At 39.7% G+C, this 13,143-nt stretch carries 15 protein-coding genes; 2 read left to right on the top strand and 13 right to left on the bottom strand.

Features of this window, described 5'->3' with window-relative positions; translation table 11 throughout:
* Nucleotides 1–129 precede the first annotated feature (129 nt).
* A complete protein-coding gene (locus JK629_RS09660) occupies nt 130–612 on the bottom strand; it encodes a hypothetical protein (RefSeq protein ID WP_202335424.1) in 483 nt (160 codons plus the stop codon).
* A gap of 74 nt (nt 613–686) precedes the next feature.
* On the bottom strand, nt 687–1,823 hold the full coding sequence (locus JK629_RS09655) for a tyrosine-type recombinase/integrase (protein ID WP_202335423.1): 1,137 nt from the start codon (nt 1,821–1,823) through the stop codon (nt 687–689).
* Nucleotides 1,824–1,951: 128 nt separating this feature from the next.
* On the opposite strand from JK629_RS09655, the gene JK629_RS09650 reads away from it, so the two are divergent.
* A complete protein-coding gene (locus tag JK629_RS09650) occupies nt 1,952–2,308 on the top strand; it encodes a hypothetical protein (protein ID WP_202335422.1) in 357 nt (118 codons plus the stop codon).
* 20 nt (nt 2,309–2,328) lie between these two features.
* Here JK629_RS09650 and JK629_RS09645 read toward each other — a convergent pair whose 3' ends face one another.
* The 6 genes from JK629_RS09645 to rimO form a co-directional block, all read right to left on the bottom strand.
* A complete protein-coding gene (locus JK629_RS09645; protein WP_202335421.1) occupies nt 2,329–2,841 on the bottom strand; it encodes a hypothetical protein in 513 nt (170 codons plus the stop codon).
* A 567-nt stretch (nt 2,842–3,408) separates the two neighbouring features.
* Entirely contained in the window at nt 3,409–3,810 is a 402-nt protein-coding gene (locus JK629_RS09640; RefSeq protein ID WP_202335420.1) for a DUF1801 domain-containing protein, read from the bottom strand.
* Between the two features lie 85 nt (nt 3,811–3,895).
* Nucleotides 3,896–4,846 carry a T9SS type A sorting domain-containing protein gene (locus JK629_RS09635; protein WP_202335419.1) on the bottom strand — a complete coding sequence of 317 codons (951 nt, stop codon included), beginning with the start codon at nt 4,844–4,846 and terminating at the stop codon, nt 3,896–3,898.
* A 103-nt stretch (nt 4,847–4,949) separates the two neighbouring features.
* Nucleotides 4,950–6,170, bottom strand: a complete 1,221-nt coding sequence (locus JK629_RS09630) for a glycosyltransferase (protein WP_202335418.1) — start codon at nt 6,168–6,170, stop codon at nt 4,950–4,952.
* Nucleotides 6,171–6,203: 33 nt separating this feature from the next.
* Nucleotides 6,204–6,509 carry a hypothetical protein gene (locus JK629_RS09625; RefSeq protein ID WP_202335417.1) on the bottom strand — a complete coding sequence of 102 codons (306 nt, stop codon included), beginning with the start codon at nt 6,507–6,509 and terminating at the stop codon, nt 6,204–6,206.
* A 155-nt stretch (nt 6,510–6,664) separates the two neighbouring features.
* Nucleotides 6,665–7,966: a 30S ribosomal protein S12 methylthiotransferase RimO gene (gene rimO, locus JK629_RS09620; protein WP_202335416.1), complete on the bottom strand. Its 1,302-nt coding sequence runs from the start codon at nt 7,964–7,966 to the stop codon at nt 6,665–6,667.
* Nucleotides 7,967–8,143: 177 nt separating this feature from the next.
* Between rimO and JK629_RS09615 the strand changes: the two genes are divergently transcribed.
* A complete protein-coding gene (locus JK629_RS09615; protein ID WP_202335415.1) occupies nt 8,144–10,039 on the top strand; it encodes a S9 family peptidase in 1,896 nt (631 codons plus the stop codon).
* Nucleotides 10,040–10,136: 97 nt separating this feature from the next.
* On the opposite strand, the gene ftsY is transcribed toward JK629_RS09615, so the two are convergent.
* The 5 genes from ftsY to JK629_RS09590 all read right to left on the bottom strand — a co-directional run bounded on the left by ftsY (nt 10,137) and on the right by JK629_RS09590 (nt 13,143).
* Nucleotides 10,137–11,090 carry a signal recognition particle-docking protein FtsY gene (ftsY, locus tag JK629_RS09610; RefSeq protein ID WP_202335414.1) on the bottom strand — a complete coding sequence of 318 codons (954 nt, stop codon included), beginning with the start codon at nt 11,088–11,090 and terminating at the stop codon, nt 10,137–10,139.
* Nucleotides 11,091–11,207: 117 nt separating this feature from the next.
* Nucleotides 11,208–11,360 (bottom strand): DUF4295 domain-containing protein, encoded by a 153-nt coding sequence (locus JK629_RS09605; RefSeq protein WP_076692490.1) that lies wholly within the window; start codon nt 11,358–11,360, stop codon nt 11,208–11,210.
* An 8-nt stretch (nt 11,361–11,368) separates the two neighbouring features.
* Nucleotides 11,369–11,551: a 50S ribosomal protein L33 gene (rpmG, locus tag JK629_RS09600; protein WP_081211513.1), complete on the bottom strand. Its 183-nt coding sequence runs from the start codon at nt 11,549–11,551 to the stop codon at nt 11,369–11,371.
* A 27-nt stretch (nt 11,552–11,578) separates the two neighbouring features.
* On the bottom strand, nt 11,579–11,818 hold the full coding sequence (gene rpmB / locus JK629_RS09595) for a 50S ribosomal protein L28 (protein ID WP_014782807.1): 240 nt from the start codon (nt 11,816–11,818) through the stop codon (nt 11,579–11,581).
* A 77-nt stretch (nt 11,819–11,895) separates the two neighbouring features.
* Entirely contained in the window at nt 11,896–13,143 is a 1,248-nt protein-coding gene (locus JK629_RS09590) for a competence/damage-inducible protein A (RefSeq protein ID WP_202335413.1), read from the bottom strand.

The following is a 13,143-nucleotide window of genomic DNA, read 5'->3' as shown; positions in this document are numbered from 1 at the left end:
GTCATTTAAATGTGTTACAACGTGTTTGGCTATGATTTTGTTGCGGAAAAATCCGTAGGATTCTTTCCGCCGTAGCCGAAAGATAACAAATAAGCGTTGAATTCCGATTAGGAATTCAACCGCAATGAATTATAGCCATTGTTGTGCGTTCGTACTTTTTAATTCAGTCAGTTTTTTAAAGTCAACAATTGGGAATTCACGCCTCCATTTTTCTTTATATCCCTCAATTCCGTTTTCGTTTAATATTTTTTCGATAGAGTTAAATCCGTTAGTGATAAAACTTTTCAATGTTGTTTCTCCTTTATAAAGTAATTCGTATTTGTCCGAATCTATAAAGTATTCAGTTGCGTAATCCTCATACCATTTCAATTCAATCGTAATTTTTTTGGTATTATCAATTTTTTCAATCACTAATTGGTGTTCTCCAGGTTCGTCATAAAATGGAATCATAACTCTTTTTCGGTCAGTCAAAAGTCCGATGAGTGCATTGATAATCGAATTCAGAGTGTCGTGAAGATATGACGCATTAAATTCAGTCGAAAAATCTTTTGATTTAAGCTTTCCAATCGCCCAACCGTGGTCTTTTAATATGTAGTTAAATTCAATTTTCATTAGGTTGTCGGTATGACGCACAACATGTGTATAAACGAACCCCCTATTGCGTTTATATCGCACATGTGCGAACGTCAATGGGGTTCTTTTTTCCCAAATGTAACCGTTTCATACAAAGTATCCAAAGGGCTCTTTAAAGTTTTATTGTTAATACCCAAAACACGGGTGTACACCTCGGTCGTTTTGGTGCTGGCATGGCCCAGTGCGCTCTGTATATACCTTATGTTGGTTCCCCGCTCCATCAAATGGGTGGCAAAGCTGTGCCGGAGGGTGTGCGGCGTGCTCCAGGGGTTGCTATTGGTGGCCTTTACCGCAGCTCGGTAAATTTGCTGTATGCTCTTGGCACTGTACTGCCCGCCGTCCTGCCCTTCAAAAAGCCAATAGCTGGGCCGGTGCTGCCGGTAATAGTTGCGCAACAGATCCAACAGTAGCGGGCTAAGCACCGTATGCCGGTCACGCTTTCCCTTGCTGTCCTTAATAAATATATAGCCGTCATCACTGCGGATGTCCTTTACCCGCAACCGCCTCACCTCGCCCACGCGCAGACCCCCACCATAGATTATATGGAGGATGGCACGGTGCTTTATGTTTGTGGGTTGGTTTATTATTTGCCTTACTTCCTCCGTACTCAAAACATTGGGCAGGTCCTTGCTCTTCTTTGGGCGGGTGATGTTATAGTACTCACGGGGCATTTCCAACGTATGCTCATAATAGCACTTAATGGCATTAATGACCATGTTCTGTTGTTGGTCGCCTATTTTATATTTATTGATCAAAAAAAACACATAGCCCTCAATTTGGGTCTTGGTTATGGTTCTTAAATCCGCAGTTTCGAAATACTTAAAAAACTGAAGTAAGCAGCTTTGATAGCTGCGTATGGTACTGTTGCTAAAACCTTTTAAAACCATTTTTTGTTGATTGCGGTCCAGTTCCTTTTGAATTTTTTCAGAAGGACTGAATTGTGGTATCTTGGCGGGGGACACCTCATTTTCAACCACCAGTTTGCTGCCAAAAAGGTGTCGAACTTTTTTTAGGTTTTCTTCGGTGTTTACGATACTCCACAGTTTTTGATTGTAATGGTAAAACGTGCCGTCCAGTTTTTTAAAGGCTTCCCGTTCCGCTTTTAGTTCGTAGGGAATTCTTACCTTTACGCGCCCCGCATTGGCGCGCGGGGCAAATAGAATAATTGTATTCCTTTTTGTCGTATCCATTTCGCTATTTTTCTGGTTTCTACCAAAATTAGTGAAAAAAATGTCCCATTATATAGGAGAAAACGTCCATAAGTGTGTTTATCCGTTAGGAACGGATACTCTATATTTACAGTAATAACAATGACCGCATGGACAGGAAATGCAAAATATGCGAAAAACCACTGAAAGGGCGAACCGATAAAATCTTCTGCTCTACCTATTGCAAAAACCAGTACCACAAACACCTTCGCTATGCATCCAAACAGGCAGCCATAGAAATAAACGGCTACTTAAAGCGAAACTATTCCATCTTATCAGAATTGCTCGGAAATAATAAATCTCAAGTCAAAATATATAGAAACGTGCTTGAGAAAAAGAAATTCCGGTTTATGTATCACACTCATTTCCACATTAACTCCCATAACAAAATGTTCCACTATATCTACGACCTTGCCTGGATGGAATTTTCAGACGATGAAATCCTCATCGTTAAAAAACGAAAGTAATGCTAATCCAAACCCAACAACTAATATACCCCCAAAATCTCAATCCCAACAGCATCCTGCCCCAAACATTCATACTCCTCTTCCCCAATAATCTCTAAAAACCGCAGTCCGATAACGGGAATAAAATACATCCCCTCTTTTTTCTTCACCTTCCGCGCTAGCGGCATCACCAAAACTTCCGCTTTCCCCTGTTTTGATCTTCGAATGGGTACCGCTTCATAAGTAGCAAATAAATTTATATCGGGATCATACGCCAATACTAAATATATGAGCTCAAAATCCGTCGCTCCCTTCGGAAATCGGGCCGAAGAGGGATCAAATCCGCGCCAGGTCAATGTGAAATCCGCTTCATCTATGTCCGGATTCCCAAAATGCTGCCGTATGCCTGCTTTGGGCGTAAAGACAAATTCCCTTAGCAACATTTTGCCCTTGAGCGTCTTCAGGCCCCCTCCCATGGAGCGGTTACCCTTTTCCGAAGTGGGATCCAATAATTTTATTTTGGAGCATAAACTCATCAGCCGCTGGTGGAGCATGCCAACCTTTTTATACTTTAACAGAGGCAGTAAGGCTATCTTAAATTCTTTGACAAATAAACTGCACAACCCAAATTCATCAGAATTTTTGTAAATTCTTGGATTTTTTTTATTATTTTCGTAAGTGAATCCTCCCATGGCTAAACTTGTTGGTTTCTAAAGTAAAAATAGAAACTTTTCGCTAAAAATACAAGAAGTACATGCCGACTTTAAGCCGATTGCATGCCGTCTGTAAGCCGACTCCATGCCGTCTCCATGCCGACCCAACTACATAGCAACTTCCTAGATACTTCCTAGATACTTCCTAAATATTACATAGAAACCTTCTAAATACGATATTATATAAACCAAAAGGCATCAAGGAACACAATGGTTTAAATCTTAACCGAATTTATCTCCCATTAAACTTGCCTGTACATTTTAGTCGCATGAGGCAACTTACCATATACTATTAAATAGAATTCCCCTCTGTTTCCTATAGAAAATTCTTATTTTTCTTTGTAATATAAGCATAAAAAATCTGCGAAATGCCTGTGTGAATTAAGAGGAATAGCCAACTAAAAGTTTTTATTTCAACCTTTCCAAGACCCCCTTTCGTTTTACTATGTTTTTATAGTCCCACTGTATTGCCCTTGATTTTTCCAGCCAACGTTTTAAATTTTCCGTATTGATTTCGTTTACTGATTGGTAAAACTTAGAGGCATCCTTAAATTTTTTTCCCCTCACGTCCAAGCCTTCTTCGTTAAAGTCGGCCCCGCTCCAAAACATAAGCCGCAACCCTTTTTTCTCCTTGCTGTAACCCACAATGGGATTGCCCTCCAAAAGCCATACGGGATGGCCGTGCCAGATCTTGCCTTCGGCTTCGGGCAAGTGTTTGCTGATTTCTATTGAAAGAAGATCGCAGATTGCTCCGTCCGCTACTATTTGCGTTTTGTTGTATTCCAAAATATCTTTAGAAGGGATAGCCATGGTATTTTAGTATTGGGTTGCACCTTGATAAAAATTAAAATAAATATATCCTTCAATCTATAATTGAGGGGTATTTAAAAACCGCTTAATGTGCCTTCACTATTTTATAGGTCTTTAGATTATCCAACACGAGCACATACATTCCGGCAGCCAAGTTAGCAATGTTAAGCGTGGTATCGCCCGTCGCGTTTGTGTCCTGCTCCAGTAAAACCTTCCCTTCCAGGGTGATGATTTTTAATGTTTTTGCCCTCCATGTGTTGTTCCATTTTAAGGTTATAAGCCCATCGGTAGGATTAGGATACAGTACAACATCGGTATATTTGTTGTCTTCAACTCCCAATTGTTCAAACTGCCAAATGCCTACCAAAATAGCATAGGCCACAGGGTCATGCGTTTCCAATTCCTCACGGATAAAGGGATAAAAATCATTCTCACCCAAATAGGCCTCTGTCAGTTCCGCAAAGTATTCCATTTCATTTGTTGCGGCATATGCCTCGCGATAATAGTATACGCCGTTCCCGGCATGATACAGCACGGAATCGTAAAGGCCACTTTGCATGGCACTGTTGTACGCCTGTAGTATGGGTGCATAGGTAAAGCCCAACACCCGGTGATGATAGGCATGTGCCATTTCGTGCATGACCATAAAGGGTTGGTTTAATTCCGTCCAATTAATAAAATTGTTGATATTGGATATTTCAATGGATTTCCATTTTTCCACTATGTAGCCATTGTCTATCAACCATTGTAGGTACGGGTGATAGACGGCGGAACCATTGGTCGTGTTCCAATCCATGAAAATTTTTACCAAGCGTAGTTCTTCCAGTATTTCTTCTTTTAACCCAAAATCAACAATCTCTGCCAGTTTTGTAGTCAATAAATCAATAGCCTCATTGGTCTCCTGTGGGTGGTTATTTAGGGCCTCTTCTAGCACATATACCTCAAAGCCTTGTATGCTCCGGGATTGATAGCCGTTTATTTGGGCAAAGATTATATTGGGGGTGATTACAAGTAAAAAGAGTAGTATATTTTTCATAGTTTTTTATTAAAAGAAACTTTGTCAACAGTTCCACAACTTAGGTAGCATTATCAAATATAGCAAATCAGCTTTGCATTTCCCTTTAAAAAAAAAGAACTAATTATTTAGAGGAATTTTTCTCCGCAATCCACTTGCTCAAATATTTTGTGCTTTGCAATGTGTGGTGCTGAAATATCTGCCCAATAAAATTTTCTTGGCGATGTTTTTCAAGTTTTAAAGAAAGCGTGCGAATGTGTCTTTTAAAATCTTCTGAAAAAAGGCTTTTTTGAAAACGCTGTTTTATGATTTCGAAACCGTTGAGTTGTGCTTGGTTCCAAAGCTTTTCTTCGGAATATAATTTTACGGAAGCATTTATAAAATCTTCTTTTGAAGTGGTGACGCTTCCACCAATTTGAAGTTCGCCGTTCATTCCCTCCGCGCCAACTTCCGTGGTTACAGAAGGCAAACCAAATTGCATCCCATCCAAAAGCTTGCCTTTTAAACCTGCACCAAAACGCAGCGGAGCCAATTGCACTCGGTAGTTTTTCATCACGGTTTCTACATCTTCCGCCCAGCCTTTTATGATAAAACCTTCTTTTTTATTGTTAAGCTGAAGTATTTGTTGTGGCGCATACGCTCCATAAATATGAAGTTCAGCTTCAGGAAGCTGGCTTTTTATTTCCGGCCAAATTTGCTTTAACTGCAAAACAGAATCTACATTTGGTGCATGTAGCAAATTGCCGATGGTGAAAAAGTTTTGGCGTTGTTCAAATGAAGGAGTATTTTCAGAGATAGTCTCGACCAAAAAGGGCAGATAGTAAAGTATTTCTGAAGAAATCTTAAAAGTATTTTGTAGCAGTTCTATTTCATATTCTGAAATGATAAGTGACAAATCGCAACGTAAAATACTCGCCAATTCGCGCTTTGCAGTTTCCGAAAAAAGATTCGCTTCAGAAATGGGTTTATTGTTTTTCACCGCCTCTTCCCTAGCCTTTCGAAGGAAATGTAAATCTTCGGTATCGAGTATTTTTAGGGCATTCGGGCAATTTTCCGAAACGCGCCAACCGAATTGTTCTTCAGTAATATAGCGGTCAAAGATTACGATTTCGGGATTCAATTCTTTTATAAATTCATCAAAAGAAGCATCGTTCAACCTAATATTTTTTACGGAAATATTCTGCGCATGAAGGTTTTCAGTTTTTTCAGAAAAAGCCGCTGTACTGGCAAAAGTGATTTGGTAATTTTCTTCCTGAAACAACTCAACCAGTTGCATCATCCTACTTCCCGCAGCAGTGGTGCTAGGTTCTGGGAATGTATGGCCAATAATTAAAAGTTGTTTCAAGTTTCTGGTTTCAGGTGTCGGGATATCTTTTACTTAAAAACCATAGAGTTCGCACATCATTCCCAAATTAAAGAAAGCGGTAAGCGCCCCAAGGAATAGCATGGCGCTAACAAATAGCGTTGCCAATATCACAATCTTATTTTTGGAGTGGTAGTTTATATAATTGAGCGCTACTTGAAAAAGTAGAGCCAGTGCCTGGGCGGTCAGCATACGCTGGGCACAGACAATAACGGGTTCTTTATAGTACAAAAAATAGGTTGCCAGCATCAACACTATATAAAGTACGGTTATCCCGAACAGTACCGTTTTTGGAAATTTGAAGCGTTGGGAGTTTCTCATAACTGCGGGTTTCCTTCAAAGATAACAATTCAGCAACATATTTGTGAACTGTTATTATTTTGAGTTATCTACCCAACGTAACATTCGCCATTTAATACAGCCATCCTTTAAATGCCCATCGGCTTCGCTCAGGACCTGCTGCTCAGTGTGACAGATTAGATTACTTCGGCATATAGGTCAAAGTCTTCGGCAGCGGTTATCTTTACTGTGAAAAATTCGCCAGTGCGCAGATAGCCTTCCTCGGCGTTGATCAACACTTCGTTATCTACATCGGGGCTGTCAAATTCGGTGCGTCCTACAAAATAGCCGCCTTCCTTTCTGTCAATCACCACTCGGAATTCCTTTCCTATCTTCTGCTGGTTCAATTCCCAAGAAATCTGTGATTGTATTTCCATAATCTGGTTTGCGCGATCCATTTTTACCTCTTCCGGAACATCGTCCTCCAGATTATAAGCATGGGTGTTTTCTTCATGGGAATAAGTAAAACAGCCCAAACGCTCAAAACGCATGTCCTTTACCCATTGCTTTAGGGTTTGGAAATCTTCCTCGGTTTCGCCAGGATAGCCTACAATAAGCGTTGTGCGTATTGCCATGCCGGGAACGGCTGCCCGAAATTCCTCCAATAATTTTGTAGTTTTTGCCTTTGTGGTTCCGCGACGCATTGATTTTAAAATTGGGTCGGCAATATGCTGAAGCGGAATATCGATATAATTGCAGATTTTTGGTTCGTTACGCATTACTTCCAAAACGTCCATCGGAAAACCCGTTGGGAAAGCGTAGTGCAAACGTATCCATTCTATGCCTTCTACCTTTACTAGCTTTTGAAGCAGTTCTGCAAGGTTTCTTTTTTTGTATAGATCTAGTCCGTAATAGGTTAAATCTTGTGCAATTAAAATAAGTTCCTTTACCCCTTTTGCCGCAAGTTTTTCGGCTTCTGTTACCAAATCTTCCATGGGTGTGCTTCGATGCTTTCCACGCATGATTGGGATTGCGCAAAACGAACACGGGCGATCACAACCTTCTGCAATTTTGAAGTATGCGTAGTTCTTTGGAGTTGTGGTTATTCGTTCCCCAATCAATTCGTGTTTATAATCGGCACCCAAAGCTTTCAGCAATCCGGGAAGCTCGGTAGTTCCAAAATACTCATCCACATTTGGAATTTCCTTTTGAAGATCTGGTTTATACCTTTCGGAAAGACAGCCGGTAACAAAAACCTTATCTACCAAGCCTTCTTCCTTTTTCTGAACAAACTCAAGAATGGTATTGATACTTTCCTCCTTTGCATTGGCAATAAAACCGCAGGTGTTTATCACCACAATATTGCCTTCCTCCTCATGAACAACTTCTTTATTGCTGGCGCGCAACTGCCCCATCAGCACCTCGCTGTCATACACATTTTTGGAGCAACCAAGGGTAACTACGTTTATCTTGTTCTTTTTTAAGGTTTTGGTACGCATACTTCAATTATATTTTTTATTCAGAACATCTCATTTGCTATAGAGTCCTGAATTTTTAAAAGTGCGCAAAGATACCACGAAAAATCTGAAACAAATGCCAAATTCCAATTACTGCCAACTGAGACTGAACACTGCGACTTTTTAAGTAACTTTACGCATCTAAAAAATACTTTTAAAATGAAAAAAATTATCTTCTTACTGGCCTTTCTTTGCGCCGGAATTGTGTTTGCCCAAAAAATGACACCTGAACTTTTATGGCAGGTGAAAAAAGTGAGCCCTATAGGTATTTCCCCTGACGGAAAAGAACTTTTTTATAAAGTAGCAACTCCAAATGTGGAAGAGAATAGTTTTGATTCCAAATTTTACAAAATGCCAATTAGTGGAGGAAATTTTACTGAAATCTCTAAAGAGGAAGCAAAGGTTACCGACAAGAATCTTTCGCCAAATGGACAGTATATGTTGATTGATAAACCAGTAGAGATAAAGGAAGTTACAGGAAAGGATATTTACAGCGACCTCCCAAAAAGTGATGTCTATGTTTATACTTCCTTAGATTATAGGCATTGGGACACTTGGAACGATGGTTCCTACAATCACGTTTTTTATAAAGATATAAACACTGGCGCCGAAACCGATATTACGCCAGGCCAACCTTATTACACACCACAAAAACCATTTGGTGGTGACGAGGACTATATTTGGGGCCCCAAAGGTGAAAACATTTATTATGTAAGCAAAAAGAAGGCGGGCACTGATTATGCCCTAAGCACCAATACAGATATTTATAAATACAACCTTGCCAGCAAACAGACAGAAAATATTACCGAAGAAAACAAAGGCTATGATACCCAACCGGCCTTTTCAACAGAAGGTGCGCTAGCTTATCTTCAAATGAAAACGGATGGTTATGAAGCCGATAAGAATGATATTATCGTTTTGGAAAATGGCGTAAAACAAAACCTTACTTCTCAATGGGATGGAACGGTTAACGGATTTCTTTGGGCAAATAACAATAAAGACATTTATTTCACGGCTCCTGTAGATGGAACACAACAAATTTTTAAAGTTGATTATCCCGGAAAGACACGAAAAATGGCGGTTGTTGAACAACTTTCAAAAGGGCAATTTGACGTTACGGGTATTGTTGCAGAAAACAACGGCCAACTGATTGTTACCCGAACAGATATGAACCACGCTTCGGAAATATTCTCTTTTGATTTGAAGAGCAAAACCTTTAAGCAACTTACCCAAGTAAACAACGAATTCTACGGAAAACTTGATTTGCCAACAGTTGAAAAGAGAATGGTAACAACTAAGGACGGAAAGCAAATGTTGGTTTGGGTTATTCTTCCTCCCAACTTTGACAAAAACAAAAAATATCCAACGCTACTTTATGCACAGGGCGGGCCACAATCGGCACTATCACAGTTTTATTCTACACGATGGAATTTTCAATTGATGGCTTCCCAGGGTTACATTATTGTAGCACCAAACCGCCGCGGAATGCCAGGTCACGGCGTGGAATGGAACGAAGCTATAAGTGGCGATTGGGGTGGCGGTGCTATGCAGGATTACCTAGATGCCATTGACGATATTTCTAAAGAATCCTATGTGGACAAAGACCGATTGGGCGCTATTGGAGCTAGTTTTGGTGGTTATTCCGTGTTTTGGTTGGCAGGAAATCACAATGGACGTTTCAAAACCTTTATTGCCCACGACGGCGTTTTTGATACCCGAGCAATGTACGGAACCACTGAAGAATTATTTTTTGTGAACTACGATATGGGGGGTGCTTATTGGGAAAAAGACAATGCAAAAGCACAAAAATCCTTCAATGAATTCAATCCCATAACCTACGTTGACAAATGGGATACTCCCATTATGATCGTTCAGGGCGGAAAAGATTATCGTGTGCCTATTGAACAAGGCCTGGGTGCTTTTCAGGCTGCACAGTTAAAGGGAATAAAAAGCAAACTGGTTTATTTTCCCGAAGAAAACCACTGGGTCTTGCAGCCACAGAACGCGCTCGTTTGGCAACGGGAGTTTTTTAATTGGCTGAAGGAAACACTCTAAATAAGAGAGAAGAAAAGAGAAAAGATTAAAGATTTTGGCCACGAATTTAAGAATAAAAAATATTCATGAATTCGTAGCTTATTTTTTTTCAAAGAAATTACTTAAAGAAAGAATCAACAAACTCAAATTTGTTAAATACCTGAAGATCTTCCATTCCCTCGCCTACGCCAATATACTTCACAGGAATCTGGAATTGATCACTAATCCCAATCACCACGCCTCCCTTGGCAGTTCCATCTAGTTTTGTGACGGCAAGAGATGTAACTTCGGTTGCGGCGGTAAACTGCTTGGCTTGTTCAAAAGCATTTTGTCCTGTAGAACCATCCAACACTAAAAGCACATCATGCGGTGCATCGGGGATTACTTTTTGCATAACACGTTTTACCTTTGTAAGCTCGTTCATTAAGTTCACTTTGTTGTGAAGTCGGCCAGCAGTATCAATGATAACCACATCTGCATTTTGGTTTACAGCACTTTGCAAAGTATCAAACGCAACACTGGCAGGATCGCTGCCCATGCTTTGCTTTACGATTGTAACATCAGTTCTATCTGCCCAAATTTGAAGCTGGTCAATTGCCGCAGCCCGGAAAGTATCCGCAGCTCCCAAAACTACTTTCTTTCCAGCTTTTTTAAATTGATAGGCAAGTTTACCGATAGTAGTTGTTTTCCCCACGCCATTTACACCCACAACCATAATTACATATGGTTTTTTGTTTGCGGGAATTTCAAAATCTGTGGCGTTTCCTGAATCTATTTCGCTTAAAAGACCTGCTATTTCCTCACGGAGAATTTTATTCAACTCATCGGTTCCCACATATTTATCCTTGGCAACACGAGCTTCAATTCTATCAATTACCTTAAGGGTGGTGTTTACGCCAACATCGCTGGAGACCAAAACCTCTTCAAGGTTGTCCAAAACATCATCGTCCACTTTGCTCTTGCCAGCAACGGCTTTGCTCAGTTTGTCAAAAAAGGATGTCTTTGTTTTTTCAAGCCCTTTATCGAGGGTTTCCTTTTTTTCTTTTGAAAATATTTTTTTGAATAAACTCATATTTCAGTTGTAGGTTGTTAGCTAGTGAAAAATTTAATATTGCAATTTTTCAAAAAGGCAAAAATACGAAAAGCCACCTTCGCAAAAAAGTGGCTTTTACTTAATATTTTAAGCTGGTTATTTTTTGTTCAACCAGTCGTTTACAAATTCTGGAGCCATGATAGCTTCAGTAAATGTATATGCTCCTGTTTTTGGCGATTTAACCATTTTTATTGCTTTGGTTAAACGCTTTGAACCTGTTTGTAACGATGCTACTGATTTCTTTGCCATGACTTATATTATTTAATCTCTTTATGAACCGTCATTTTCTTCAGGATTGGGTTGAATTTTTTCAACTCCATTCTGTCCGGTGTATTCTTTTTGTTTTTGGTAGTGATATAACGTGAAGTTCCTGGTTGTCCAGACTCCTTGTGCTCTGTGCACTCCAAAATCACTTGTACTCTATTTCCTTTTTTAGCCATTGTAACAGACTTTATTGATTATTGCAATTATTTAGTTAAAAAGCCTTTTTCGCGGGCTTCTTTCATAACCGCAGAAATACCTTTTTTATTGATGTCCTTTATAGCAGAAGCTGAAACACGAAGGGTAACCCATTTGTCTTCCTCTGGAATATAAAAACGCTTTTTGAGCAAGTTTACATCAAACTTACGTTTGGTTTTATTCATTGCGTGCGATACGTTATTTCCAACCATCGCTTTCTTTCCGGTAAGTTCACAAACTCTTGACATTCCTTAACCTTTTTAAGTTATTTTTAAAACAGGGTGCAAATTTAAGTAATTCTTTTGTGATGTACAACAAAAGAAAATTAGTTTTTCGAAATTTCTTTCAGGAGCATCTCAAAGACTTTATTTGTTGTCTTTTTAATCACACGGTAACGGTCATTTCCAAAGTTGAATTTTTCTGACACAACGCCATCTGGAGTAGCAATAGCAATGCATACCGTACCTACTTCATCTATGCCATCACCTTTTGTGGGGCCCGCAATCCCTGTAGTGGCAATGGCATAATCAGTCGCAAAAAGTTTGTTGCAATTAAGCGCCATACTTTCGGCCACCTCAATGCTAACAACGGAAAATTCTTCTATTATGGAAGATGGAACCCCGAGTATTTTAGTTTTTAATTCAGTTTTATATGGGACAATACTTCCCAGAAAAAAGGAAGAAGCGCCCGGCTCGGCTGTTATATTTTCTGCAATTGCTCCTCCAGTACAGCTTTCTGCCAAACTTAAGGTTTGGTTCTTTTGAGTTAAAATATGTGCAATCCTACCAATTATACTGGTTTCATCTTCATATCCAATTGCAATATCCGACAGCATTTCATTCAAGATTTCCATTCTTGAGTCAATGCTTTCCTTTAGTACTCTTTCGTCATTTCCCGTTGAAGATAAGCGGAGACGCACTTTTCCCAAAGATGGCAAATAGGCAAGTTTTACTTCCTCCGGCAAGGCGTTTTCCCAGTCGGCAATGCGTTCGGCAATGGCGCTTTCGCCCAAACCATAAGTTAAAAGCGTTTTATGATAAATATGCGGCCTATTGAAACGCTTAATTACTCGGGGTAAAACTTCCTCTTGCAATAAATGCTTCATTTCATAGGGGACACCGGGAAGTGATACAAAAACAATTTCGTCTTTTTCCATCCACATTCCGGGAGCGGTACCGTACTTATTCATCAAGATAGTAGCCTTGGAAGGGACCATTGCCTGACGAAAGTTTGCGGGCAAAGGTTTATTGAGCTGGTATTTTTCAAAAAGGTGTTTTACGTTTTCAATCACACTTTGGTCCTCAACCAAAGTATCATTAAAAAAATCGCAAAACGTCTGTTTGGTAATATCGTCTTTGGTAGGGCCCAAACCCCCAGTGATAATAATTAAATCGGCATGTTCTTTTGCATCCTTAAACGCTTGTAGAATATGTTCCCGCTCATCCTGCACAGAGGTAATCTGATAGACCTTTACCCCAATTTTGTTCAATTCTTTTGAAATGTAAGCCGAATTGGTATCAACGATCTGGCCTATGAGAATCTCATCGCCTATGGTAATAATTTCTGCGAGCAT

Source organism: Aequorivita iocasae, from assembly GCF_016757735.1.
GTDB lineage: Bacteria > Bacteroidota > Bacteroidia > Flavobacteriales > Flavobacteriaceae > Aequorivita > Aequorivita iocasae.
The sequence above is the reverse complement of the archived record's forward strand: the minus strand, read 5'-3'. Positions and strand labels throughout refer to the sequence as shown.

Coding starts and splice junctions, on each gene's coding strand:
- rpmB (WP_014782807.1), bottom strand. CDS start 11,818: ATGTCAAGAGTTTGTGAACTTACCGGAAAGAAAGCGATGGTTGGAAAT.
- JK629_RS09640 (WP_202335420.1), bottom strand. CDS start 3,810: ATGGCTATCCCTTCTAAAGATATTTTGGAATACAACAAAACGCAAATA.
- ftsY (WP_202335414.1), bottom strand. CDS start 11,090: ATGAGTTTATTCAAAAAAATATTTTCAAAAGAAAAAAAGGAAACCCTC.
- JK629_RS09635 (WP_202335419.1), bottom strand. CDS start 4,846: ATGAAAAATATACTACTCTTTTTACTTGTAATCACCCCCAATATAATC.
- JK629_RS09645 (WP_202335421.1), bottom strand. CDS start 2,841: ATGCTCCACCAGCGGCTGATGAGTTTATGCTCCAAAATAAAATTATTG.
- JK629_RS09655 (WP_202335423.1), bottom strand. CDS start 1,823: ATGGATACGACAAAAAGGAATACAATTATTCTATTTGCCCCGCGCGCC.
- JK629_RS09590 (WP_202335413.1), bottom strand. CDS start 13,143: ATGCTCGCAGAAATTATTACCATAGGCGATGAGATTCTCATAGGCCAG.
- rimO (WP_202335416.1), bottom strand. CDS start 7,966: ATGCGTACCAAAACCTTAAAAAAGAACAAGATAAACGTAGTTACCCTT.
- JK629_RS09605 (WP_076692490.1), bottom strand. CDS start 11,360: ATGGCAAAGAAATCAGTAGCATCGTTACAAACAGGTTCAAAGCGTTTA.
- JK629_RS09660 (WP_202335424.1), bottom strand. CDS start 612: ATGAAAATTGAATTTAACTACATATTAAAAGACCACGGTTGGGCGATT.
- JK629_RS09625 (WP_202335417.1), bottom strand. CDS start 6,509: ATGAGAAACTCCCAACGCTTCAAATTTCCAAAAACGGTACTGTTCGGG.
- JK629_RS09650 (WP_202335422.1), top strand. CDS start 1,952: ATGGACAGGAAATGCAAAATATGCGAAAAACCACTGAAAGGGCGAACC.
- rpmG (WP_081211513.1), bottom strand. CDS start 11,551: ATGGCTAAAAAAGGAAATAGAGTACAAGTGATTTTGGAGTGCACAGAG.
- JK629_RS09615 (WP_202335415.1), top strand. CDS start 8,144: ATGAAAAAAATTATCTTCTTACTGGCCTTTCTTTGCGCCGGAATTGTG.